We start from the raw sequence: 22,246 nt of genomic DNA on the forward strand, positions 1-22,246 counted from the left end.
AGTCTGCATCAGGTCGGATACCCGGAGGACGCAGTGTGTCGATGACCACGTCACGTGGGAGCCTGAGGTCAGGAGGCACCCGGAGCGGCCGTCTCCAGACCGGCCTCCGCGGCCGCGGCCAGCAGACGCTTGTCGTAAGTGACCAGGGCGGTGAGGGGCAGACCCTCCAGGACGAGGGTTTGAGCACTCGCGAGATGGATGGCGTCGAGGGTCCGGAGCATCGGGTCCGGGTAAGCGGCCGCTGTTGCGAGCACGGTCTCGTCCACCGGCACCCGGTCGAGCCTGGCCAGCACCGTGGGAACGGCCGCGAGCCGACCGGGATCGGAACGCCGAAGTGCGCGGGGAACCTCGGTGAGAACCAGGGCCGACGCCACCAGTTGGGTGTCCGCCTGGGCGGTCAGCCAGGCGACGAGGGCGGCACTCTCCGCCTCCGGCCGGACCAGCTTCACGATCGCGGCGGAGTCGAGGAAGATCACAGGCGCTCCTCGCGGAGATCCGAGATGATGTCGGTGGAATCGATCGAGAGATCCGGTTCACCTGGAGGAACGACCACCGGGGCCGGGGAGGTGGCTGGGATCAGCCGGCCGCGGCGGATCAGCTCGACGCGGGTACTGGTGTCGTGGTCGATCGGGACCAAGCGCGCCGCCGGGCGGCCGCTGACCGTGATCTCCACAGACTCGCCGTTGGCGACCCGGGCCAGTACAGCGCTGGTGTGCTGGTTGAGTTCACGCACGGGGATGCTGTCCATGACGCTAGTGTAGAACCTCTTGTTCTACGGCTGCCAGTGCTGTCCGCCCGAGGTCGGCCGTCGTGCCGGACGGCGCCCTTCACCAGGCTGCGTCGGCACACCGGCCACGGCGTGTCCGTAGCGCCGACTAGGCTCTGTGTCGTGCCGGAGCCGTACGACGCGTTGACCGATCCTGCACCGGCCCACGACCTGCGGGCGGTGCTGCGGATCCGGGCGTTCCGGCGGCTGTGGATCGCGTTCGGGCTGTCCAGCCTGGGTGACTGGATCGGGCTGCTCGCGCTGACCGCGATGGCCAAGAACTTCGCCGGTGACGACTACCAGGCGGCCAACTTCGCGATCGGCGGCGTGCTGTTCCTGCGGGTGCTGCCCGCGCTGGTGATGGGCCCGGTGGCCGGCTGGGTCGCCGACCGGCTCGACCGGCGCTGGACGATGATCCTCGGCGACATGATCCGGGCGGCGTTCTTCGTCAGCATCCCGATCGTCGGCACGCTGACCTGGGTCCTGGTCGCGACCGTGCTGATCGAGATCGTCAGCCTGATCTGGGGCCCGTCGAAGGACGCCAGCGTCCCGAACCTGGTGCCAAGGCACCGGCTCGAGGCCGCCAACCAGATCAGCCTCGTCACGACGTACGGGTCGGCCCTCCCAGCGGCCGTGATCTTCACCGCGATCACGCTGGCCGGCCGTGGCCTCGGGGACGTCGCGATCGACCTCGCGGTGTACGTGAACGCGGCGACCTTCGCGGTCTCCGGGCTCGCGATCATCTCCGTCGCCGAGATCGGCCGGGCCGGCGCGCACGACCACGAGGACCACCCGACGCTGTGGCGGACGATGGTCGAGGGCTGGTCCTACGTCACCGGTACGCCGGTGGTCCGCGGCCTGGTCGTCGGGATCTCCGGCGCCTTCGCGGCCGGCGCGGTGGTGATCGGCCTGGGGCGCACGTACGTCGAGGACCTGGACGCGGGCGATCCCGGGTACGGCGTGCTGTTCGGCGCGGTCTTCGGCGGTCTCGCGCTCGGCATGGGCTTCGCGCCCCGGATCTTCTCCGGCCTGTCGCGGCGCCGGCTGTTCGCGGCCGGGCTGGTCGGGGCGGGGATCGGGCTGGCCGGGCTGTCGCTGATCCAGCAGATCGAGATCGCCACGATGATCGCGATCCTGCTCGGCTTCTGCGCCGGCGCCTCCTGGGTCTCCGGCCAGACGCTGCTCGGGCTCGAGGTCCCGGACAACCTGCGCGGCCGGACGTTCGCCTTCGTACAGTCGGCGGTCCGGACCGTGCTCGCGCTGACGCTCGCGGTCGCGCCGTTCCTGGCCGGCGCGATCGGCCGGCAGACCTGGCACGTCGGTGGCCGCTCGCTGAGCTACAACGGCGCCGCCCTGACCATGCTGATCGCGGCCGTGCTGGCCGGAGCGATCGGGGTGGTCGCGTGGCGGCAGATGGACGACCGCCCGGGCGTACCGTTCTGGCGCGACGTACGGCGTAGCTTCGGCAAGACCCCGGGCGTGTACCCGACGACCGGGCTGTTCGTCGCTCTGGAAGGCGGGGAGGGCGCGGGCAAGTCGACGCAGTCCGCGCTGCTGGTGAAGTGGCTGGAGGAGCGCGGGCAGCACGTCCTGCTCACGCGGGAGCCCGGCGCGACGGATCTCGGCAAGACGCTGCGGCAGATCGTGCTCGACCCGGCCACGGGCGACATCTCGCACCGGGCCGAGGCGCTGATCTACGCCGCCGACAAGGCCGAACACGTCGACTCGGTGATCAAGCCGGCGCTGAAGGCCGGCTCGGTCGTGATCACCGACCGGTACGTCGATTCCGCGCTGGCCTACCAGGGGTCCGGGCGCGACCTGGACGTGTCGGACGTCGAGCGCGTGAACCGCTGGGCGACCGACGACCTCCGCCCGAATCTGACGGTGCTGCTCGACCTGGCCCCGAAGAGCGGCCTCGGGCGTTTCGAGGAGCGGGACCGGATCGAGGCCCAGTCCGCGGACTTCCACGAGCGGGTCCGCGCGGCGTTCCTGGAGCTTGCCGCCGCCGAACCGCAGCACTACCTGGTGATCGACGCGACCCAGGACCGCGAACAGATCGCCCTGCAGATCCAGGCCCGTTTGCTTCCCCTGTTGCCGAAGGTGGGCTGAAATGACGGTTTGGGACGACTTGGTCGGGCAGGAGCCGGCGGTCGACGTACTGACTCGGGCTGTCTCCGGTGCGGCCGCCCGGTTGCGCGGCGAGAGCGGCGCGGCGACGGCAGGGATGACGCACGCCTGGCTGATCACCGGCCCGCCCGGCTCCGGCCGCTCCAACGCCGGCCGCGCGTTCGCCGCGGCGCTGCAGTGTGCGAACCAGGGCTGCGGCGAGTGCAACGACTGCCGTACGACGCTGAGCGGCGCGCACCCCGACGTCTCCCTGATCCGCACCGAGCTGCTCTCGATCCGGGTCAGTGAGATCCGCGAGCTGATCCGGCGTGCTGCGATGAGCCCGACGCAGGGGCGCTGGCAGGTGATGGTCGTCGAGGACGCCGACCGGCTGACCGAGCAGGCGGCCGACGCGCTGCTGAAGAGCATCGAGGAGCCGTCGCCGCGGACCGTGTGGGTGCTGTGCGCGCCGACGGTCGAGGACGTCGTACCGACGATCCGCTCGCGGTGCCGGCTGCTGGTGCTGCGGACGCCGCCGGTCGCCGCTGTCGCGGAGATGCTGAGCCGGACGCTCGGGGTGGACGCGGAGCTGGCCGGGTTCGCGGCGCGGGCCGCGCAGGGGCACATCGGGCGGGCGCGGGCGCTGGCGCGTGACGAGGCGGTGCGCGAACGGCGTACGAAGGTGCTCGAGGTGCCGTTCACGTTGCGCGACATCGGGGCGTGCCTGAAGGCGGCCCAGCAGCTGAGCGAGGCGGCGAAGGAAGAAGCCAAGGCGAGCGCCGCGGCCGTCGACGAGAAGGAACGAACGGCGCTCGAGCAGGCGTTGGGCGTCGGCACCAAGGGCGCCAAGCCCCGCGAGGCCGCCGCGGCCGTCAAGGACCTCGAGGAGCAGCAGAAAGCCCGCGCCAAGCGCTGGGAACGCGACGTGCTCGACCGCTCACTGGTCGACCTGATGGCGCTCTACCGCGACGTCCTGGTCGTCCAGACCCGCGCCGGCAGCGACCTGATCAACGCCGAGCTCCACAAGTCGATCACCCAGTTCGCCGACCGGACGACCCCCGAGCAGACCATCCGCCGCATCGGTGCCATCGCCGCCTGCCGCGAAGCCATCGAGACCAACGTCGCCCCCCTCCTGGCCCTGGAAGCCATGACCATCAACCTCTTCGAAGGCTGACCCCCCGGCGTCCACAGGCTCCCGGGCCCCTGTCCCACAGCCCCGGTCCCACAGCCCTCGGGTGCAAAGCCCCGGGCCCCCGCCCTACAGCCCCGGCCCCCAGCGGAAGCACTGGTCGGCGGAGACCAGGCCCCCTCCACGCTTTTCGTCGCCGGCAGCGGCGGGAAGTTCTAGCTGCGTGCCCCGGCGAGACAGCGGCGACCAGCCAGAGGCCCCGGCGTCCGCAGGCTCCCCGGCCCCACAGATCCTCGGCCCAGGACCCCGCCCCACAGGTGGGCGACAACCAAGCCCCCTCAACCCTTTCGTCGCCGGCAGCGGCGGGACGTTCCAGCTGCGCGCTCCGGCCAGACAGCGGCGACCAGCCGCCGGAAGGTATTTCGTACGTGAGGGATCGTCCACAGACGCCGCGTCGACCAGGGTGTTCGAGGCGTGAGACACGGGTCTGAGTTGCGGACCTGCTGTAACGAAGGTAGGGGTCCGGGCGATGTGCTGGCTGGCTGGGGAATTCAGCCGTCGGCCCTCGGTAAAGGAACTGGATGACCCAACCGCCTCGGCCCGTGGAGCCTCTGCGGTCGCTGCCGTCGGCCGAGTCGTGGCTCGACGGGGTGCCGGCGCCGGCCCGGCGCCGGATGGATCGCTTCGCGGTCGCGGCGCTGGCCTTCAGCCTGCCCGGGCTGATCCCGGTGGGCATCCCGCTGGCGGCGGTCGCCCTGCGACGGACCCGCCGGGCGGGCAGCAGGGGTCGTCGACTGGCACAGGCCGCGCTGGCGATCTCGGTCTGCTGGGTGATCGTGATCGGCGTCGCCGCCGCGCTCGGCCTGTACGGCGAACGGCAGGCCGGCATCGGCCGGTCGGTGCCGATCGCCGAGGTCCGGGTGCTGCAGTGCTTCGACGCCGACCTCGCGGCCGAGACGCTACGGATGGTGACGATCGCCGACTGCGGCGCGTCGCACTCCGGTGAGGCCTACGCGAAGGTGACGGCGGCGATGACCGGCCTGTCGACCGAGCAGAAGGGCACCTCGGCGACCCAGCACTGCGCGACGGCGTTCGGGGACTTCGTCGGTACGCCGTACGAGCGGTCCGACCTGGACATGTACTACGTCGTGCTGGAAGATCAACCTGTTGCTGATGGCAACGTACTGTGCATGGTGGGCGGGGAGCGCCTGGTGGGATCCATGCGCGGCGCACAGCGCTAGGTCCTGGGGGAGAGACGATGACACAACCGCCGTACCAGCACGACCCGAACCGGCCGCAGGACCGGCCGCGGAGCTTCCCCTCGTACGCCGAGCAGCAGCGGCCGCGGGACACCCCGCCGCCCTTCGTCCCGCCGCCCGTCGTCCCGCCGTACTCGCAGCCGCAGCAGCCGCAGCAGCCCCACACGGCGCCACAGCAGCAGTACGCGGCGCCGCCGTACCAGCACCAGCCCTACCCGACCCAGCAATACCCGCCCGCCTACGGCCAGCCACCGGTGCCGTACGGCTACGGCTACCCCGGCGCCGTCCGCCGCACCAACGGCCTGGCCACGGCCGCGCTCGTCACCGGGCTGGCGAGCATCCTGTTCACCATCGCCGCACCGGTCGCCATCGGCCTCGGCATCGCCGCGCTGGTCCAGATCAAGCGGCGCAACGAGGACGGCACCGCGCAGGCGGTCGTCGGCCTGGTCGTCGGCAGCGCGGTCACGGTGATCGCCGCGGGACTGATCGCCCTGTTCGCGATCGGTTCGCAGATCCCCGACCAGGCGTCCTCCGACGGCGGGACGCCGGTCAGCTCCTCGGACCCGGCCGGCGTCTACATCGACGCCCTCGTGGTCGGCGAGTGCTTCGACGACACCTCCGACGAGGACGAGGTCGCGCGGTCGACCTGCGGCGTCGACCACGACGGCGAGCTGTACGCCGTGGTGACGCTGCCGGCCCAGACCTGGCCGGGCGACGAGAAGGTCGGCGACCTCGGCGAGGCGGCCTGCGACGAGAAGTTCGCGTCGTACGTCGGCATCGCCGTCGACGACTCCGAGCTCGACCCGGTCGCCTGGTACCCCGAACGCGCCGGCTGGAACAGCGGCGACCGCGACGTCTACTGCACGGTCTACGGCCCGTACGGCGACCCGCTCGACAAGACGGTGAAGAACAGCAAACGCTGACTCCACCCGATGCCCCCCGCGGTGAAGCCTCCCAAGCCTTCACCGCACATGCCCTAGTCTGGCCGCGTGGGTATGGTGATGGCGGTGTCGTTCGAGCGGTACGGACGGCTGTACTACCTGGACCCCGGCTCGCACCGGCCGCGGGTCGGGCAGAAGGTGCTGGTCCCGACCGACGACGGGCCCGAGGTCGCCGAGTGCGTGTGGGCGCCGCAGTACGTGACCGAGGAGATCGGTGGGCTGCCGCTGTGCGCGGGGGTCGCGACCGACGCCGACCTGCAGCGCGACGAGCAGAACCGCGACCGCCGGGCCGACGCGCGGCTGATCGCGAAGCGGCTGATCCGCGAGCACGGGCTGCCGATGAAGGTGGTCGGCATCGACTTCGTCGACCGGCGCGCCGACGTCGACCAGCTGGTGATCGTGTACTTCTCCGCGCCGCACCGCGTCGACTTCCGTGAGCTGGTCCGCGACCTGGCCCGTGGGCTGCGCGCGCGGATCGAGCTGCGTCAGGTCGGCGCGCGCGACGAGGCCCGCCTGCAGGGTGGGATCGGGCCGTGCGGCCGGGACCTGTGCTGCGCGACGTTCCTGAAGGACTTCGAGCCGGTCAGCGTCCGGATGGCGAAGGACCAGGACCTGCCGCTCAACCCGCTGAAGATCTCGGGCGCGTGCGGGCGGCTGATGTGCTGCCTGAAGTACGAGCACCCGCTGTACCAGGAGTTCAACGCGAAGGCGCCTTCGGTCGGTACGCCGGTGGAGACGCCCGCGGGAGACGGCGTGGTCGTCGGGCACAACGTCCCGAGCGACACCGTCGTCGTACGGCTTGCTGCTTCCGGCCGGCGGTGTGCGTGCAGCCGCGCGGACGTGTGCTCACCTCGTCAGCAGTACGAGGCGAGCAGTACCACCACACCGGACGCGCCTGCTGACCTCCCGACGCCGGTCGCTCGGCAGGAGCAAGCCCCGCCGGAGCAGGCCGACCAGCAGCAGCCTGCAGCCGAGCAGGCGCAGCAGGAGCCGGCTGCAGCGGCGCACGCCCAGCAGGAGCCGACTGCCGCCAACCAGACCGACCAGCCGCAGGCTGCAGCAGACCAGACCGATCTGCAGCCGGCCGCGGAGGACTCCACTCCCCGCCGGCGCAAGCCGCGGCGTCGGCGGCGTTTGAGCGATTCGTCGACGGACACTGGGTCCACCACCGCTGGACCGGACGACAACACGGGAGACGGCTCGTAGTGAAGACGTGCAGGGTGGTTGCAGGGCTACTGGTCGTGGCGCTGGTCGGTGGGTGCGGAGTCGCTACGCGGGCCCAGGACGCCGACGGCGGCGGTACGGAGGGCAGCAAGCCGACCAGCGCGCCGGCCGGACCCATCCCTGCCGGGCTGGAGAGGTTCTACCAGCAGACGCCCTCCTGGGAGCGCTGCGGTTCGGGCAGCCAGTGCGCGACGATCACCGTCCCGCTCGACTACACCAAGCCCACCGGCGATACCATCGAACTGCGCGCCCGCAAGGTCCCGGCCCGTGACCGGACCGGCAAGATCGGCACGCTCTTCCTCAACCCGGGTGGTCCGGGCGCGTCCGGACTCGAGTTCGCGTCGGCGGCGTCGTTCGTGCTCGGCCCGGCGCTGCTGCGCAAGTTCGACGTGGTCGGCTGGGACCCGCGTGGTGTCGGCGACTCGACGCCGGTGCGGTGCCTGGACACCGAGGAGCAGGACAAGTTCCTCGCCACCGACGGCAGCCCGGACACCGAGGCCGAGATCACCGAGCTGAACACGGTGTCGAAGAGCTTCGCGGACGCCTGCGAGGAGCGGTCGGGCAAGCTGCTGCCGCACGTCTCGACCGAGGACGCGGCCCGTGACATCGACGTACTGCGGGCGCTGGCCGGCGACGTCGAGCTGAACTACATCGGCTACTCGTACGGCACCTTCCTCGGGGCGACGTACGCCGAGCTGTTCCCGAAGAACGTCGGCCGGCTGGTGCTGGACGGGGCGGTGGACCCGGCGAAGACCGCCGAGGAGAACAACATCGCCCAGGCCAAGGGCTTCGACACCGCGCTCGACGCGTTCTCCGAGGACTGCGCGAGCCGCAACTGCCAGCTCGGTACCAGCAAGGCCGAGGTGCTGGCCGCGGTCGACAAGCTGCTCACCGAGACCGACGCCAAGCCGATCCCGACCGGCGGCGACCGCGAGGTCACGCAGGCGCTGGCGGTGCTCGGCGTGATCTACCCGCTGTACTCGCGGGAGGCCTGGCCCCGGCTCGAGGAGGCGGTGGCCGACGGCCTGGCCGGCAAGGGCGCGCGGCTGCTGGCCATCGTCGACGAGAACACCGACCGGACCCCGCGCGGCTACACGACCAACGGGAACGAGGCGATCTACGCGGTGAACTGCCTGGACCGGCAGGACGTCACGTCGGTCGCGGACGCGAAGTCGCTGGCGTCGAAGTACCAGAAGGAGTCGCCGCGGTTCGGCGCGTACCTGCTGTGGGGTTCGCTGAGCTGCGCGAACTGGCCGGTGAAGCCGACCGGTAAGCCGCACTCGATCAAGGCGCCCGGCGCGAAGCCGATCGTCGTGATCGGCACCACCCGCGACCCGGCGACGCCGTACGGGTGGGCGGTCGGGCTGGCCGGGGAGCTGGAGAGCGGTGTGCTGATCACCCGCGACGGCGACGGCCACACGGGCTACAAGGCCGGCAACGCGTGCGTCGACACCGCGGTCGAGAGCTACCTGCTGCAGGGCTCGCCGCCGTCGGCCGACCTGAAGTGCTGACGGGCCGCTGAGGCCGGTACGACGACGTACCGGCTGCTGGCGGCGGTACGTCGTACCAGACCTCAGCTGGGCCGGTCGTCGCCCGTGCCCGGCAGTTGCAGGGTCTCGGTCGCCTTCTCCAGCACGGCGCGCAGCCCTGCCTCGTCCTGCGGGCGCCCGCCGACGGTGATCTCGACCGCCGACCGGCCGCTCTCGCCGGCCGGGATCCAGCGCGACAGGCCCATCCGCGGGCCGCGCGCCTTGTCGGTGTAGGTGTAGATCAGCGTGGTGTTGTCGGCGCTGAGCACCTTGTAGTCCTGCTCGTCGATGCTGCCCTGCCGAGCTTCGAGCAGCGCGGTCGGCGTCTGCTTGCTGCCGCGCGCGTCGAACCGGACCTGCCAGACGCCGGTCGGGTCGACGTACCGGGGCCGGGTGCCGGCCTGGCTGCTCTTCCAGCCCGCCGGGACCTCGGCGGTGATCGGCGCCTTGTCGCTGCCGAACGTCTCGGCGACGAACTGCAAGGAGTCCGGCTGCAGCCCGTCCGTCGCGGTCGACGTGGGCGACGGTGCCGGACTGGTGACGACGGTCTGCGCGGAGTCGTTTCCCGTTGCACTGTTGATGGCCAGCACGGTGCCGAAGACGGCGACCCCGACGGTCATCCCGGCCAGTGTCGCCACCAGCGCCTGGTGCCTGGGCGTAAGCATCCGGACCTCCGCATCGCCTTGTCAGTGCCTTGTCACGGCCCTTGATTATCGACCACGAAGGGGGCGCGAGCGAAACCGCGACTACGCTGGCCCGTCGTGGACTTCGACACGGCGCGACGCCGGTACCAAGCAGGTGAAGCCGAGCGGGCCGATCTGAAACTCCTGGTGAAACAACTCCTGAAACTGCTGGTCACCAAGGCCCCCGGCCACGCCGTCGAGGTCCGCGTCCCGCCGTACGGCGCAGTCCAGTGCATCGAAGGCCCAAGACACACCCGAGGCACCCCAGGCGCAGTCGTGGAGATGCCCCCGGAACTCTGGATCGACCTCGGCCTCGGCCGCACCACCTGGCCCGAAGCCCGCGACAGCGGCAAGCTGCGCGCCAGCGGCGAACGCACCGACCTCAGCGCCCTCCTACCACTGGTGGACGACTAGAAGAACAGAGAGAAGGCGCTCGCCGCTGGGTGATTGGTTTCGGTTCAGACCGCGTCCACGGGCTGTAAAAGGGTCGTCGTGGTTCGCCGTCAGGTGCCACCATGAGCCGGTGGCAACAAGTTTTCGTGAGCGGCTGGACCGTCTGAAGGTCGATCTGACCCCCTGGCGGGCGTCTCGCGACTTCCGCATCCTGGTGATCTCCGGCTCGGTGTTCTACCTCGGCGGCATGGTCGGGTACGTCGCGCTGCCGTTCCAGCTCTACCAGCTGACCGGCTCGAACTTCGCGGTCGGCGCGATGGGCCTGGTGACGATCGTCCCGCTGGTGATCTTCGGCTTGTACGGCGGGGCGCTGGCCGATCACGTCGACCGGCGCAAGATGCTGATCCTGACCGGTATCGCGCAGGTGGTGATCTGTGCGGCCCTGCTGGCGAACACGCTGCTGGCGAGCCCGCAGACCTGGGTGATCTACGTCTGCGGTGCGCTCAACGCGATCGCGTCGTCGCTGCAGCGCCCGTCGCGGGAGGCGTTGTTCCCGCGCGTCGTACGGCACGAGGACATGCCGGCCGCCGTCACGCTCAACTCGCTGATCCTCCAGGTCGGGCAGCTCGCCGGGCCGGCGCTCGGCGGCGTACTGGTCGGCACGGCCGGTGTGATGTGGGCGTACGCCGTGGAGCTGGCCGGGCTGGTGGTCGCGACGCTGCTGTTCCTGCTCCTGGGGTCGTACAAGCCGAGCGAGCACAGCACCCCACCGAGCCTGCGAGCGATCGGCGACGGCATCAAGTACGCCGTCCGCCGCCGGGATCTGCTGGGCACGTACGCCGTCGACATGGTCGGCATGTTCCTCGCGATGCCGATCGTGCTCTTCCCGGCCTTCGCCACCGAGGTCCTGAAGGAACCCAAGCTGCTCGGCCTGCTCTACAGCGCCGAAGCGGTCGGCGCGATGCTCGCGACCCTGACCAGCGGCTGGGCCCGACGCGTCCACCACCACGGCCGCGCGGTGACCCTCGCCACCATCGCCTGGGGTGCGTCGGTCGGCATCGCGGGCCTGGCGCCCAACATCTGGTTCGCCATCGCGTTCTTCGCCGTCGCCGGCGGCGCCGACATGATCTCCGGCCTGTTCCGCGCCGTGATCTGGAACCAGACCATCCCCGACGAGATGCGCGGCCGCCTGGCCGGCATCGAGATGCTGTCGTACTCCCTCGGACCGTTGGGCGGCCAGTCCCGCTCCGGCCTGGTCGCCGACCTCACCAGCGTCCGTACGTCGATCGTCAGCGGCGGCATCCTCTGCGTGGCCGGCGTCGTCGGCACCGCGGTCTGGCTGAAGGACTTCTGGCGCTACGACGCCCGCACCGACGAGCACGCGATCCGCGAACGGGAGTTGCGCGCGACCTCGGGCACGAGCTCCGCCTGACGATCCACCAGCCTCCGGCTAGAGTCGGGTCACCATGCGTACCCGTCCAGTGACTTCCCTCGTGGCTCTTGCCGGTCTGCTCGCACTGAGCGGATGCGGCGGTGGCGTTGGCGAGACCGCGCCGAATGTGCCGCCGTTGGTGTCGGTCAGTACGGCGCCGACCGAGTCGCCGAGCGTGTCGCCGTCGGGGACGCCGAGTGTGCCGCCGGAGTCGAAGGTCGCGGACACGTTGTGCGTGCGGATGAACCAGGCGCTGGTGCAGGCGACGCTCGCCGTACCGGTGGTGAGGATCCAGCCGAAGGCGGTGCCGGCGGAGATCGGGGTGCCGAGCTTCGACATCTGCCAGTTGGCGTTGAGCGCGAGTCCGAGTGGGCCGGTGCTTCGGCTCGGGGTGTCGGTGCTGCCGGCGACCAGGGAAGAGCTGACGGCGGCTCAGCAGGCGTACGCCGCGACGAAGGCCGAGCCGGCGCGTGCGATCGCGGTCGGGCAGGGCGGTTACGGGACGAGCAAGTTCGCGGTGTTCCTGCTGGGGACCCGTCTCTACAAGGTCGAGGGTCCGGTGGCGACGCAGACCAAGTACGTCGTACTGGCGCAGGAGGCGGCCAGGCAGGCGGCCGGGTTGCCGGAGGCGGCGCCGTTGATCACTCGTGAGGAGTGCGAGCGCGGGTCGAACGCGGCCGCGAAGGTCATGGGTACCACGGCGACGGCGCGGCGGGACAGCGAGACGGCGGCGGGCGATCTCGTCTGCGGCTGGATCACCTCGACCGCCGTGGTCTACTCGACGGCTCGCCGGATGGCCGACGCGGCGGCCGCGATGGCGTCGGTCCGCAAGGCGCCGACGTCGCAGTCCGTTCCGTTGGGTGACGAGGGGTACGTCGACACGGCCACCGGGCGCGGGACGATCCGCGTCGGGACGGACAAGATCGCCGACCTGGTCCCGCTGCCCGGCGCCAAGGTGAAGACCGACGACATGGTCGCCTTCGCCCTCGCCGTCTCCCCGCTCTACACGCGCTGACCGCGCCGCCGCTCACGCGCTGATGCGTCGCTGTGCTGATCGCGCCGCCGCGCGCCGCTCCACGCGCGTTGATGCGCCGCCGCGCTGACCGCGCCGCCGCCCGCCGCGTTGACCGAAGCGGCGCGCGCCTACTTCACCACGTCGGACAGCAGCCAGCCGATCCGCAGTTCCTCCGCGCCGGGACGGTAGGTCCGCAGCAGTTCCGCGCGCTCAGGATCGTCCTCGGGAAGGTCCTCGGCGAGCACGGCCTGCGCGGCGATGGTCTGCGGCCGGGCGCCGAGCGCGCCGCGCAGGTGGAGCGAGCGGCGCAGCATCGCGATCCGTTCGGCGGGCTCCTGCAGGTGTGCGAGGTGCCGAATGATGTACGACTCGAAGAGGCCGTCGCCGGTCCGCGTCGCGATCTCGAGCGCGGTCTCGTAGCGCGGGATCGCGGCGGCTCCGTCGTCGTCGATGTTGTCCAGCAGGACGCCCCAGTGGTACTCGGCCCACCCGCGCTGCAGCTCGGTCCCGGTCCGGGTCGCCGCACGGTAGTTGTCCTCAGCAACAGTCCGGTCGTCCGCGCGCGGGCGCTGGAACAGCAGCCGGCTGTACGCCAGTCGCGCCGTCAGCAGGTGCGCGGTCGACGAGGTCGGATCGAGCGCCGCGACCGCCTGCTCGGCCTCGTCGTGACCCTCGACCTGGAAGAACCAGCGGTCGACAGCGATCTCCGCGCGCAGCTCGGGATCGGCGTCCGGGCCCAGGACGGCGAGCGCGGCGTCCCACTCCCCGAGCAGTTGCAGGCGCCGAGCGATGTAGGTGGCATCAGTTAGCATGATACCTACGGTAAGCAGCGCGATGTAGGGGGTCAAGTGCAATACGGTGACTACATTGGGAACGTGACCCGGCTGGCGGTCGAGCTGGCCAACACCGGCACGCTCGACCCCGACGGCGAGCTCGTCGCCGCGTTCTTCGCGGAGCACGAGATCGCTCCACCGCCCGACGGCCGGTACGGCGACCTGCCGGACCTCGTCCGTACGGCGCTGGCCGAGTCGGTCGACGGCGCTGCCCCCGACGCCGTGCACCGCCTGCTGCGCGACTACCCGCCGGACATGCACCTGACCGACCACGACGGCGGCTGGCACGTCCACTTCAGCCGCAACGGCACCCCGGCCAAGCGCTGGGTCGGCCAGTTGGTCGCCGCCAAGCTCGCGCTGGTCGCGGCGGGCGACCCCTCGGTGACGCTGGGCCGGTGTGACGCGTCCAACTGCGGCAACTACTTCGTCGACCAGTCGCGGAACCGGACCCGCCGCTTCTGCTCCAACGCGTGCGCGAGCCGGACGACCGTCGCGGCGTACCGGGCCCGTACGGCGAAGAACGCCTAGCGGCCGTCGCTTCGCCGCGAAGAACTCCCGGCGGACCTCTGGGCTGTCCGGCCCGGCGCGCCGGCTCGGCGGAGCCGGGCGAGGTCGCGCGCCTGGACCGTGTGCTGCGACCGGGTCGCAGCGTGGGTTACCGTGTGCCCGTCGTGGTGTTCGGGAAGCCGGTGGAGTACCGGCGCGGCCCTCGCCACTGTGATCGGGATTGTCCGCTGAGCGTTCACCAGGTGTGAGACCACTGGCCCGGAGGGGCTGGGAAGGTCAGCTCGGCGGATGCGGTCGTCCCGTCAGCCAGGAGACCGGCCACGACGCGTCCCGTCCACGAGGTGTTGGAGGAACGGTCGCCATGGCCGTCGTACCCAAGGCAGTGCTTGCTGCCGTTTTCCTGTCCCTGGTCGCCGGCTGCGGAAGCGCCGGCGCCGACGAAGGTCCGAGCGCGAGCGCGACGACCGTGAAGAACTGCGGCCTCGACGTCGCTGTCGACGGCCCGCCGCGGCGGGTGTTCGCGGCGTACCAGCCGGCCATCGAGATGGCACACGCGCTGGGTATCTCCGACCGCCTGGTCGGGACCGCGTTCCTCGACTCCGAGCCGCTGCCCGAGTACGCCGGTGCGCAGCGGGACCGCAAGTACTACAAGAACATGCCGAGCCGCGAGGAACTGCTCAGCCTGAACCCGGACTTCGTGCTGTCCGGCTTCAACGACATCTTCAACGCGGCCGGCAGTGACGGCAGCTTCGGCAGCCGCAAGTCGCTGTCCGACCTCGGCGTGCAGACCTGGATCTTCAGCCCGCTCTGCCCGACCGCGGACGGCAAGGGCGACGAGGCGATCGACCCGTCGACGGTCTCGATGGACAACGTGTACGCCGACCTGCGCGACCTCGGCAAGCTGTTCGGCGCGAGCGACAAAGCCGAGCAGGTGATCGCGGACCAGAAGGCGCGGATCGCGGCGGTCGAGACCAAGGTGAAGGGCGCCGGCAAGCCGACGGTGGCGATCGTGCGGCCTGGGCTCGAGGGCGGCGGGATGACGGTGTCCGGTGGTCCGGACTTCGGCACGGTGCTGATCAGGCAGGCCGGTGGGGTGAACGCGTTCGCGGGGCTGACCTCGAAGCGGAACGTGAAGATCAGTGTCGAGGAGTTCATCAAAGCCGACCCGGACTACGTGCTGATCAGCGGTTGCTGCGACGCGACGCTGACCGAGGCGCAGGGGCAGCCGGACGTCGACAAGCTGCTGAAGAACCCGGCGTTCGCGAACCTCACGGCGGTGAAGAACAAGCACGTGGTGCCGTGGTTGTTCGCGCACCACTCGGCCGGCGTTCGCGGCGCGAACTCGACCGAGCTGATCGCGAAGATCATCCACCCCGACCTGGTCAAGTGACCGCCCAGGTCGCTGACGGTCGTCCGGGACCTCGTGGCCGGCGGGGAATCGATGGTCCGCCGCGCGCCGACGGTCGGCGGGGAGGCGACGGACGAGGCGCTCCCGGCCGGCCGGGGTTATTGCGGGGTGGGCTGACGAAGACCGGTGGTCTCGTGATCGCGTTCGCCGTACTGCTGGCGGCCGTGCTGCTCTCCTTGCTCGCCGGGACCGAGTGGTTCGCGCCGCGGGACGTGTACCTGGCAGCGGCCGACTTCACCGGCTCCGACACCGACCGCGTGATCCGGTACTTACGCCTGCCGCGGACCGCCACCGGCCTCATGGCCGGCGCGGCCCTCGGCTTGGCCGGCGCGCTGATGCAGGGCGTCACCCGCAACGCGTTGGCGGACCCCGGGATCCTCGGCGTCAACGCCGGAGCCGCGGTGGCCGTCGTCGCGGCGATCGGCGTCTTCGGCGTGACGAGCCTGGCCGGCTACGTGTGGTTCGCGATGGGCGGCGCGCTGGTGGCGACCGTCGTGGTCTACCTCGTCGGCGCCCTCGGGCGCGGCGGCGCGACGCCGGTCAAACTCGCGCTGGCCGGTGCGGCGTTGTCGGCCATGCTCGGGTCGGTCACGTCCGCGGCGACGCTGCTCGATCTGTCGACGCTGAACGAGTTCCGCTTCTGGGTGGTCGGATCGCTCACGATGGCGACCGGCCCGATCGTCGGCCAGGCATTGTCCTTCATTGCCCTAGGCATCGTTCTGTCGTTGGTGCTCGGGCGCTCGCTCAACCAGCTCGCATTGGGTGAGGAGCTCGCGACAACCCTCGGCACCCGGGTCGGCCTGGTCCGGGTCCTCGCAGGCCTCGCGATCATGCTCCTGGCCGGTACGGCGACCGCGATGGCCGGCCCGATCGGCTTCGTCGGCCTCGCCGTACCGCATGTCGCACGGGCGATCGTCGGCGCCGACTACCGCTGGATCCTGCCGTACTCACTCGTCCTCGCGCCGACGTTGCTGCTGCTCGCGGACGTGGTCGGCCGCCTGGTGGTCAGACCGGACGAGCTCCAGGTCGGCATCATCACCGCGCTGGTGGGAGCGCCGCTGTTCATCGCGCTGGTACGCCGCCAAAGGCTGGCCGAACTATGAGCACCCCCGTACGCATCGGCCCCTTCTCCGGCCGGATCGATCCCAGCGGAGTCGTCGTCACGGTCGCCGGTCTGGTGATAGCCGTTGCTGTAGGCGCCTATTCCCTGACGATCGGCGACTACGAGATCCCTCTCGCCCAGGTCCTGAACACCCTGGCAGGCAACGGCTCGCTGATCATGACCGACGTCGTGGTCAACAACCGGCTGCCACGCGTCCTCGTCGGCCTGGGCGTCGGTGCGGCCTTCGCCGTCTCCGGCGCGATCTTCCAGCGGCTCGCGCGCAACCCGCTGGTCAGCCCGGACCTGATCGGCATCAACGCCGGCGCCGCCCTGGCGGCCGTCATCGTGATCACCGTCCTCGGCGCGAGCCCCTTCTGGCTCCCGGTCGGCGCCCTCGGCGGATCGTTGCTGACGGCAATCACCATCTACTTGTTCGCCTTCAAGCGCGGTGTCGCCGGGTACCGGTTGGTGCTCGTCGGGATCGGTGTCACCGCGATCATCGGCTCGCTCACGGCGTACCTGCTGACCCTGGCCGACATCTACACGGCCAAGAGCGCGCTGATGTGGTTGTCCGGCAGTCTCGCCGGGCGGTCGTGGGCAGAGGTGTGGATGATCGGCCTCACGCTGCTGGTCCTCCTTCCGGCCGCCGTCGTGGCCTCGCGGCAGCTTCGCCTGCTCGAGCTCGGCGACGACCTCGCCCGGACCCTGGCCGGACGCGTCGAGCTGTCCCGCGGCCTGCTGATCGCGATCGGCGTCGGCCTCGCCGCCCTGGCGACCGCCGCTGCTGGACCGATCGGCTTCGTGGCCCTGGTCGCGCCGCAGATCGCCCGCCGGCTGCTGGCCGAACGTGCCGCCGGCCTGCTCGCGTCCGGTGCGATCGGCGCTCTCCTGGTCGTCGCCGCCGACCTCGTCGCGCGCCAGCTGTTCGCGCCGATCCCTTTGCCCGTTGGCGTTGTCACGGCGTTCCTGGGCGCGCCCTACCTACTGCTGCTGATGGCCCGAGCCAACCGCGTCGGCCGAGGAGGATGACCATGCTGCGCTCCGAGAACCTCAGTCTCGCGTACGACGGAACGCCGGTCGTGCACGACCTCTCGGTCGACATCCCGCAGGGCAGGATCACCGTCGTCGTCGGCGCCAACGCCTGCGGCAAGTCCACGCTGCTGCGCGGTCTCGCCCGCCTGCTGGTCCCGCGCGGTGGCACCGTCTACCTCGACGACGTCGACGTACGCCGAATCCCTGGCGGGCAACTGGCCACGAAGCTCGGGCTCCTCCCGCAGCAACCGGTCGCCCCCGAAGGCATCACCGTCGCCGACCTCGTCGGCCGCGGCCGCCATCCGCACCAGCGCTGGTTCCGCCAGTGGACGCCGGAGGACGAGAAGGTCGTCACCGAGGCCCTCGCCGCCACCGGCACCGCCGACCTGGCCGACCGTTCCCTCGACCAGCTCTCCGGCGGTCAGCGCCAACGCGTCTGGATCGCCCTGGCGCTGGCCCAGGACGCCGACACGATGCTGCTCGACGAGCCCACCACGTTCCTCGACCTGGCCCACCAGTTGGAGATCCTCGACCTCGTCCAGGACCTCAACCACCAGCACCACAAGACGATCGTCCTGGTCCTCCACGACCTCAACCTCGCCAGCCGGTACGCCGACCACCTGATCGCCCTCAAGTCCGGCAAGGTCGTCGTCACCGGCAGCCCGGCCGACGTCATCACTCCCGAGATCGTCGAGCAGGTCTTCGGCTTGTCCTGCGAGGTCATCCCGGATCCCTTGACCGGTACGCCGCTGGTCCTGCCGAGGCCGCGGCAGGCCGTCGTACAGGACAGGTGAATCAGGTCAGCACAGGCGTGAGGTAGCCGACCAGGGCCTGGTTGAGTTCCTGGATCCAGGATTCCCGCTCGGCGGCCGGGGCCGCGAGCACCGTGCCGAGCAGGGCGGCGAAGATCTGCGTGGCGACCGTCGCGGTCTGCTGCAGACGGTCAGCGGGGAGCCCGGGCGCGCGGGCGGCGACGATCTCCGCGACCTTGCCGGTGACAGCGGCCTGCAGGGCACGGGCGGGCGCGGTCAGATGCTCGGGCAGGTCCGGTCCGGCGAAGAGGCTCTTGAAGCCGGGGTTGGCGAGGTTGACCTCGACCATCGGCCGGATCATCCGGTCGACCAGCTCCGGAAGCGGCAGCTTGGCGGCCGTCGGGTCGAACGCCTTGGCGTGCGCCTCCTGCAGCGCTGTCCGGTAGCGGTCGGCCAGGGCTGCGGCCAGCGCCTCCTTGTTCGCGAAGAACTGGTACAGGGTGCCCGGCGAGACGTCCGCTCGCTTGGCGATCGCGTTGGTCGTCGCCTTCGCGTACCCGACCTCGGCGAACACCAGTGCGGCGGCGTCGGTCAGCTGCTCCATGCGGCGCTGCCCACGCGCCTGCCGGCGCGGTTCCTCGGTCACTCGGGTCCTCCGTCCGGACAGGTCCATTGACAAACACGAGCATTCGCTCGTATTTTTCTCCTACACTCTCCATGCGAGCAATCGCTCGTATTTCGTCATCCTACCCGTGGGGGCTCCGCCATGCCGCAGTTGGACATCGCCGCCGGAACCGGATTCGCCGGATGGGTGGTCCGCCGCCGGATCCTCGTCGTCGCCCTCGCCGGTGCGCTGACCGTCGCCCTGCTGGTCGCCGCCGCCGGCGCGCTCGGCGTACTTTCGCTGTCCCGGATCGCAGCTCCCGGGTCCGAGTCCGACCATGCGCGCCAGGTCCTCGCCGACCAGTTCCGGACCGGGCCGCCGAACCTCGTCCTGCTCGTCGATGCCGGCGGTGCAGGTGTCGACGATCCCGCCGTACGACGAGCAGCCGCCGACCTCGATCGCCGGCTCGCGGCCGAGCCGGGCGTCGCCGAGACCGGCTCGTACTGGTCGCGCGGTGACAGCCCCGCCCTGCGCAGCAAGGACGGAAGCAAGGCGCTGATCCTCCTCCGCGTCCCAGGTGAGGTGAACGAATCCCGGGCTCGGGTCGGCGAGTTGGCTGCCCAGTACGCCGGTGCGACCGGTCCGCTGACCGTTCGCACGGGCGGTCAGGACGAGGTGTTCCGCGAGATCGGCGCGCAGGCGCGGACCGACTTCGTGCGCGCCGAGGTGATCGTGCTGCCGATGGTGCTGGTCCTGCTGATGCTGATCTACCGCCGCGTCGCGCTCGCCCTGATCACGCTCGGCGTGGGCGTGTTCGCCACCGCGGGGGCGCTGGCCGGGCTGCGGGCGATCGCCGCGGTCACGGAGGTCTCCACGTTCGCGGCCAACCTCGCGCTGGTGATGGGGCTCGCGCTCGGGGTCGACTACTGCCTGTTCGTGATCGCCCGGTACCGCGAAGAGCTTGCTGCAGGCAACGATGTTGGCGGCGCGGTGGTCACCGCCGTACGGACTGCCGGCCGGACGGTCTTCTTCAGCGGCCTGACCGTCGCGACCTCCCTGCTCGCTCTGCTGCTGTTCCCGCTGTCCTTCCTCCGGTCGTTCGGCTACGCGGGCATCCTGGTCGTCGGCTCTGCACTGGTCGGCTCCCTGATCGTCCTTCCCGCGGCCTTGGCCCTGCTCGGCCATCGCGCCGCCGGACCGATCCGAAGCAGGCCGGTCGAGCAGGGCGGGTGGTTCCGGATCGCCCAGGCGGTCATGCGCCGTCCGCTGCTGATCGGCGGCGCCGTTCTGGCGCTCGTCCTGCTGCTCGCCTCACCCGCGCTCGGCCTGCGCTTCGGACTGCCCGACGCGCGCATCCTCCCCGCCGAGGCCTCCAGCCGGATCACCGCCGACGAGATCCGGAACAGCTTCGGCCAGGAGGAGTCCGACGCCCTCTACCTGGTCGCCCGGCAGTCCGGGGGAGCTGAGGACCGTCTCCCGCAGTACGCCGTACGGCTGTCACAGGTGGACGGAGTCGCGCAGGTCGACTCCGCCGCGGGCGTGTACGTCGACGGCCGGCAGGTGATCCTGCCGGGACCGGACCGCTTCACCGCCGAGGGCGGGACGTACCTGACCGTCACGCCGACGCAGGCCGTGCTGGAAGGGGACGTCGGCGCGCTCGTCGACCAGGTCCGCGCCGTGCCGGCGCCGTACGACGTGATCATCGGCGGCAGCCCGGCCGAGATGCTCGACTGGCGGTCGGCGCTGACCGAGCGGATCCCGTTGGTGCTCGGTGTGATCCTGCTGCTCAGCTTCGCCGTGCTGCACCTGGCGACCGGGAGCGTGCTGCTGCCGCTGAAGGCGACGCTGCTCAACCTGCTGAGCCTCGGCGTGATGTTCGGCGTGATCGTGTGGGTGTTCCAGCAGGGCAACCTGTCCGGGCTGCTCGGGTTCACGCCGACCGGGGTGCTGGAGGCGAGCATGCCGTTGCTGATGTTCTGCATCGTCTACGGGCTGTCGATGGACTACGAGGTGTTCATCGTGTCGCGGATCCGGGAGGAGTACCTGCGGACCGGCGACAACGCGCTCGCGGTCGCGACCGGTCTGCAACGGACCGCTCCGTTGGTCAGTACGTCGGCCGTGGTGCTCGCGCTGTCGTTCGCGGTCTACGCGACCGGTGGGGTGGTCTACCTGAAGATGATCGGGGTCGGGATGGCGGTCGCCGTCCTGGTCGACGCGACGGTGATCCGCGGGATCCTGCTGCCGGCGTTCATGCGTCTGGCCGGGCGGGCGAACTGGTGGGTGCCGGCGTTCGGCGCAGCACGGCTGCGATGGTCGCGACAGCCTCGGTGATCGCCGTGGGGGTGCGGGCGGCGTAGCCGAGCACGAGGCCTGGCGGGTGTGGGATTTGGGTGTGCCAGCAGAGGGGGTGGGTCTTGATGCCCTCGACCAGGGCCTGGGTGGCCAGGGTTACGTCGTCCACGGTGCCGGTGGGGAAGGTGATCGTGAGGTGCAGGCCGGCGGCGGCGCCGTGGATGGTGGCGGTGGGAAGGTGGTTGCCGATGGCATCGATCATCGCGTCGCGGCGGCGGCGGTGCCGGCGGCGGGCGTAGCGGAGCTGGCGTTCGAGGTCGCCGGACTCCATCAGGTGGGCGAGCACGAGCTGCGGGAGGGCGGCGTTGCCGAGGTCGGCCAGGCGTTTGGCGGCGATCAGGCGGTCGCGGTACGCCGGGGGTGGGACCATCCAGCCGATGCGGAGCGCGGGGGCCAGGAGCTTGGAGACGCTGCCGGCGTAGATCACGTGGTCGGCGAGCATCGCGCGCAGGGCCGGGACCGGCGGGCGGTCGTAGCGGTGCTCGGCGTCGTAGTCGTCCTCGACGATCAGGCCGCCGGTCTCGGTCGCCCACTGGATCAGCGCGCGGCGGCGTTCGCCGTCCAGGACGACGCCGGTGGGGAACTGGTGAGCGGGAGTCAGCAGTACGGCGCGCGCTCCGCTGCGGCGCAGCTCGTCGACGCGGACGCCGTCGGCGTCGACCGGGATGGGTGGGGTGCGCAGGCCGAGACCCTCCAGGTGCTGGCGGGAGCCGAGCGAACCAGGGTCCTCGACGGCCAGCTCGTGGATGCCGTCGGCCATGAGGAGCTGCGCGATCAGGCTGAGTGCCTGCGCTACACCGGCGACGACGATCACCTCGGTGGGGTCGACCTGGACGCCGCGGTAGCGCGCCAGCCAGCGGGCGACGGCGAGCCGGAGCTCCGGCGTACCGGAAGGGTCGCCGTAGCCGAAGGAGGTCGGGGAGAGGTGGTCGAGCACGGCGCGCTCGGCTTTCAGCCAGGCGGCTCGGGGGAAGGCGGTGAGATCGGGGACGCCTGGGGTGAGGTCGATCTGCGCGGGAGCTGCCCGGAGTGCGTCGAAGACGTCGATGTCCGGCTCAGGCATCCCCGCCCCGGGGGGGGGGGCGCCCGCCCCCGGGGGGGGGGGGGGGGGGGGGGGGGGGGGGGGGGGGGGGGTGGGGGTGGGGACGACAGGGGGGGGTGACGGGTAAGGTTGGGTGG

The 22,246-nt window shown here is 71.1% G+C and carries 21 protein-coding genes and 1 riboswitch; of the genes, 15 read left to right on the forward strand and 6 right to left on the reverse strand.

Translation table 11 applies throughout. The features are described from left to right. Positions 1-68: 68 nt before the first annotated feature. Together ACLQ2O_RS37585 and ACLQ2O_RS37590 are read right to left on the reverse strand one after the other, a co-directional pair. Positions 69-476, reverse strand: a complete 408-nt coding sequence (locus ACLQ2O_RS37585) for a type II toxin-antitoxin system VapC family toxin (protein ID WP_425842034.1) — start codon at positions 474-476, stop codon at positions 69-71. After that, a complete protein-coding gene (locus tag ACLQ2O_RS37590) occupies positions 473-748 on the reverse strand; it encodes a type II toxin-antitoxin system Phd/YefM family antitoxin (RefSeq protein WP_425842037.1) in 276 nt (91 codons plus the stop codon). Before ACLQ2O_RS37590 ends, ACLQ2O_RS37585 begins: the two co-directional genes overlap by 4 nt. A 141-nt stretch (positions 749-889) precedes the next feature. Here ACLQ2O_RS37590 and tmk point away from each other — a divergent pair, with 141 nt between their 5' ends. The 6 genes from tmk to ACLQ2O_RS37620 all read left to right on the forward strand — a co-directional run bounded on the left by tmk (position 890) and on the right by ACLQ2O_RS37620 (position 8,936). Further along, a complete protein-coding gene (gene tmk, locus ACLQ2O_RS37595) occupies positions 890-2,875 on the forward strand; it encodes a dTMP kinase (RefSeq protein ID WP_425842040.1) in 1,986 nt (661 codons plus the stop codon). Between the two features lies 1 nt (position 2,876). Beyond that, a complete protein-coding gene (locus ACLQ2O_RS37600; RefSeq protein WP_425842043.1) occupies positions 2,877-4,046 on the forward strand; it encodes a DNA polymerase III subunit delta' in 1,170 nt (389 codons plus the stop codon). 557 nt (positions 4,047-4,603) lie between these two features. Next, complete coding sequence (locus tag ACLQ2O_RS37605) at positions 4,604-5,242, forward strand: DUF4190 domain-containing protein (RefSeq protein ID WP_425842046.1); 639 nt, start codon at positions 4,604-4,606, stop codon at positions 5,240-5,242. Between the two features lie 17 nt (positions 5,243-5,259). Continuing rightward, a complete protein-coding gene (locus tag ACLQ2O_RS37610) occupies positions 5,260-6,183 on the forward strand; it encodes a DUF4190 domain-containing protein (RefSeq protein ID WP_425842049.1) in 924 nt (307 codons plus the stop codon). Positions 6,184-6,255: 72 nt separating this feature from the next. Continuing rightward, the gene (locus tag ACLQ2O_RS37615) at positions 6,256-7,407 is read left to right on the forward strand and encodes a PSP1 domain-containing protein (RefSeq protein ID WP_425842255.1); all 1,152 of its coding nucleotides are present in this window, start codon (positions 6,256-6,258) and stop codon (positions 7,405-7,407) included. 14 nt (positions 7,408-7,421) lie between these two features. Beyond that, positions 7,422-8,936, forward strand: coding sequence for an alpha/beta hydrolase (locus ACLQ2O_RS37620; RefSeq protein ID WP_425842052.1), 1,515 nt, complete (start codon positions 7,422-7,424; stop codon positions 8,934-8,936). A 62-nt stretch (positions 8,937-8,998) separates the two neighbouring features. Here ACLQ2O_RS37620 and ACLQ2O_RS37625 read toward each other — a convergent pair whose 3' ends face one another. Then, positions 8,999-9,619, reverse strand: coding sequence for a hypothetical protein (locus ACLQ2O_RS37625; protein WP_425842054.1), 621 nt, complete (start codon positions 9,617-9,619; stop codon positions 8,999-9,001). Positions 9,620-9,715: 96 nt separating this feature from the next. On the opposite strand from ACLQ2O_RS37625, the gene ACLQ2O_RS37630 reads away from it, so the two are divergent. From ACLQ2O_RS37630 to ACLQ2O_RS37640, 3 genes are all read left to right on the forward strand, one after another. Then, on the forward strand, positions 9,716-10,051 hold the full coding sequence (locus ACLQ2O_RS37630; RefSeq protein ID WP_425842057.1) for a sterol carrier family protein: 336 nt from the start codon (positions 9,716-9,718) through the stop codon (positions 10,049-10,051). Between the two features lie 109 nt (positions 10,052-10,160). Further along, positions 10,161-11,462: an MFS transporter gene (locus ACLQ2O_RS37635; protein ID WP_425842059.1), complete on the forward strand. Its 1,302-nt coding sequence runs from the start codon at positions 10,161-10,163 to the stop codon at positions 11,460-11,462. A gap of 34 nt (positions 11,463-11,496) precedes the next feature. Further along, positions 11,497-12,477: a hypothetical protein gene (locus ACLQ2O_RS37640; RefSeq protein WP_425842062.1), complete on the forward strand. Its 981-nt coding sequence runs from the start codon at positions 11,497-11,499 to the stop codon at positions 12,475-12,477. Positions 12,478-12,605: 128 nt separating this feature from the next. Here the strand turns inward: ACLQ2O_RS37640 and ACLQ2O_RS37645 are convergent, their stop codons facing one another. After that, entirely contained in the window at positions 12,606-13,289 is a 684-nt protein-coding gene (locus ACLQ2O_RS37645; protein ID WP_425842065.1) for a hypothetical protein, read from the reverse strand. Positions 13,290-13,352: 63 nt separating this feature from the next. Here ACLQ2O_RS37645 and ACLQ2O_RS37650 point away from each other — a divergent pair, with 63 nt between their 5' ends. From ACLQ2O_RS37650 to ACLQ2O_RS37670, 5 genes are all read left to right on the forward strand, one after another. After that, on the forward strand, positions 13,353-13,838 hold the full coding sequence (locus tag ACLQ2O_RS37650; protein WP_425842068.1) for a CGNR zinc finger domain-containing protein: 486 nt from the start codon (positions 13,353-13,355) through the stop codon (positions 13,836-13,838). A gap of 127 nt (positions 13,839-13,965) precedes the next feature. Then, a riboswitch (cobalamin riboswitch) is annotated at positions 13,966-14,154 on the forward strand. A 24-nt stretch (positions 14,155-14,178) separates the two neighbouring features. Then, positions 14,179-15,207 carry an ABC transporter substrate-binding protein gene (locus tag ACLQ2O_RS37655; protein ID WP_425842071.1) on the forward strand — a complete coding sequence of 343 codons (1,029 nt, stop codon included), beginning with the start codon at positions 14,179-14,181 and terminating at the stop codon, positions 15,205-15,207. A gap of 152 nt (positions 15,208-15,359) precedes the next feature. Continuing rightward, entirely contained in the window at positions 15,360-16,328 is a 969-nt protein-coding gene (locus ACLQ2O_RS37660) for a FecCD family ABC transporter permease (protein WP_425842074.1), read from the forward strand. Next, positions 16,325-17,356: a FecCD family ABC transporter permease gene (locus ACLQ2O_RS37665; RefSeq protein ID WP_425842077.1), complete on the forward strand. Its 1,032-nt coding sequence runs from the start codon at positions 16,325-16,327 to the stop codon at positions 17,354-17,356. Before ACLQ2O_RS37660 ends, ACLQ2O_RS37665 begins: the two co-directional genes overlap by 4 nt. Positions 17,357-17,358: 2 nt before the next feature. Then, the gene (locus ACLQ2O_RS37670; protein WP_425842080.1) at positions 17,359-18,153 is read left to right on the forward strand and encodes an ABC transporter ATP-binding protein; all 795 of its coding nucleotides are present in this window, start codon (positions 17,359-17,361) and stop codon (positions 18,151-18,153) included. Between the two features lies 1 nt (position 18,154). Here the strand turns inward: ACLQ2O_RS37670 and ACLQ2O_RS37675 are convergent, their stop codons facing one another. After that, positions 18,155-18,757, reverse strand: a complete 603-nt coding sequence (locus ACLQ2O_RS37675) for a TetR/AcrR family transcriptional regulator (RefSeq protein WP_425842083.1) — start codon at positions 18,755-18,757, stop codon at positions 18,155-18,157. 120 nt (positions 18,758-18,877) lie between these two features. Here ACLQ2O_RS37675 and ACLQ2O_RS37680 point away from each other — a divergent pair, with 120 nt between their 5' ends. Then, on the forward strand, positions 18,878-21,046 hold the full coding sequence (locus tag ACLQ2O_RS37680; protein WP_425842086.1) for an MMPL family transporter: 2,169 nt from the start codon (positions 18,878-18,880) through the stop codon (positions 21,044-21,046). On the opposite strand, the gene ACLQ2O_RS37685 is transcribed toward ACLQ2O_RS37680, so the two are convergent. Next, entirely contained in the window at positions 20,964-22,130 is a 1,167-nt protein-coding gene (locus tag ACLQ2O_RS37685; protein WP_425842089.1) for a PLP-dependent aminotransferase family protein, read from the reverse strand. The genes ACLQ2O_RS37680 and ACLQ2O_RS37685 overlap by 83 nt on opposite strands. Between the last annotated feature and the right edge of the window lie 116 nt (positions 22,131-22,246).

Source organism: Kribbella sp. DT2 (genome assembly GCF_049844575.1).
Taxonomy (GTDB): domain Bacteria; phylum Actinomycetota; class Actinomycetes; order Propionibacteriales; family Kribbellaceae; genus Kribbella.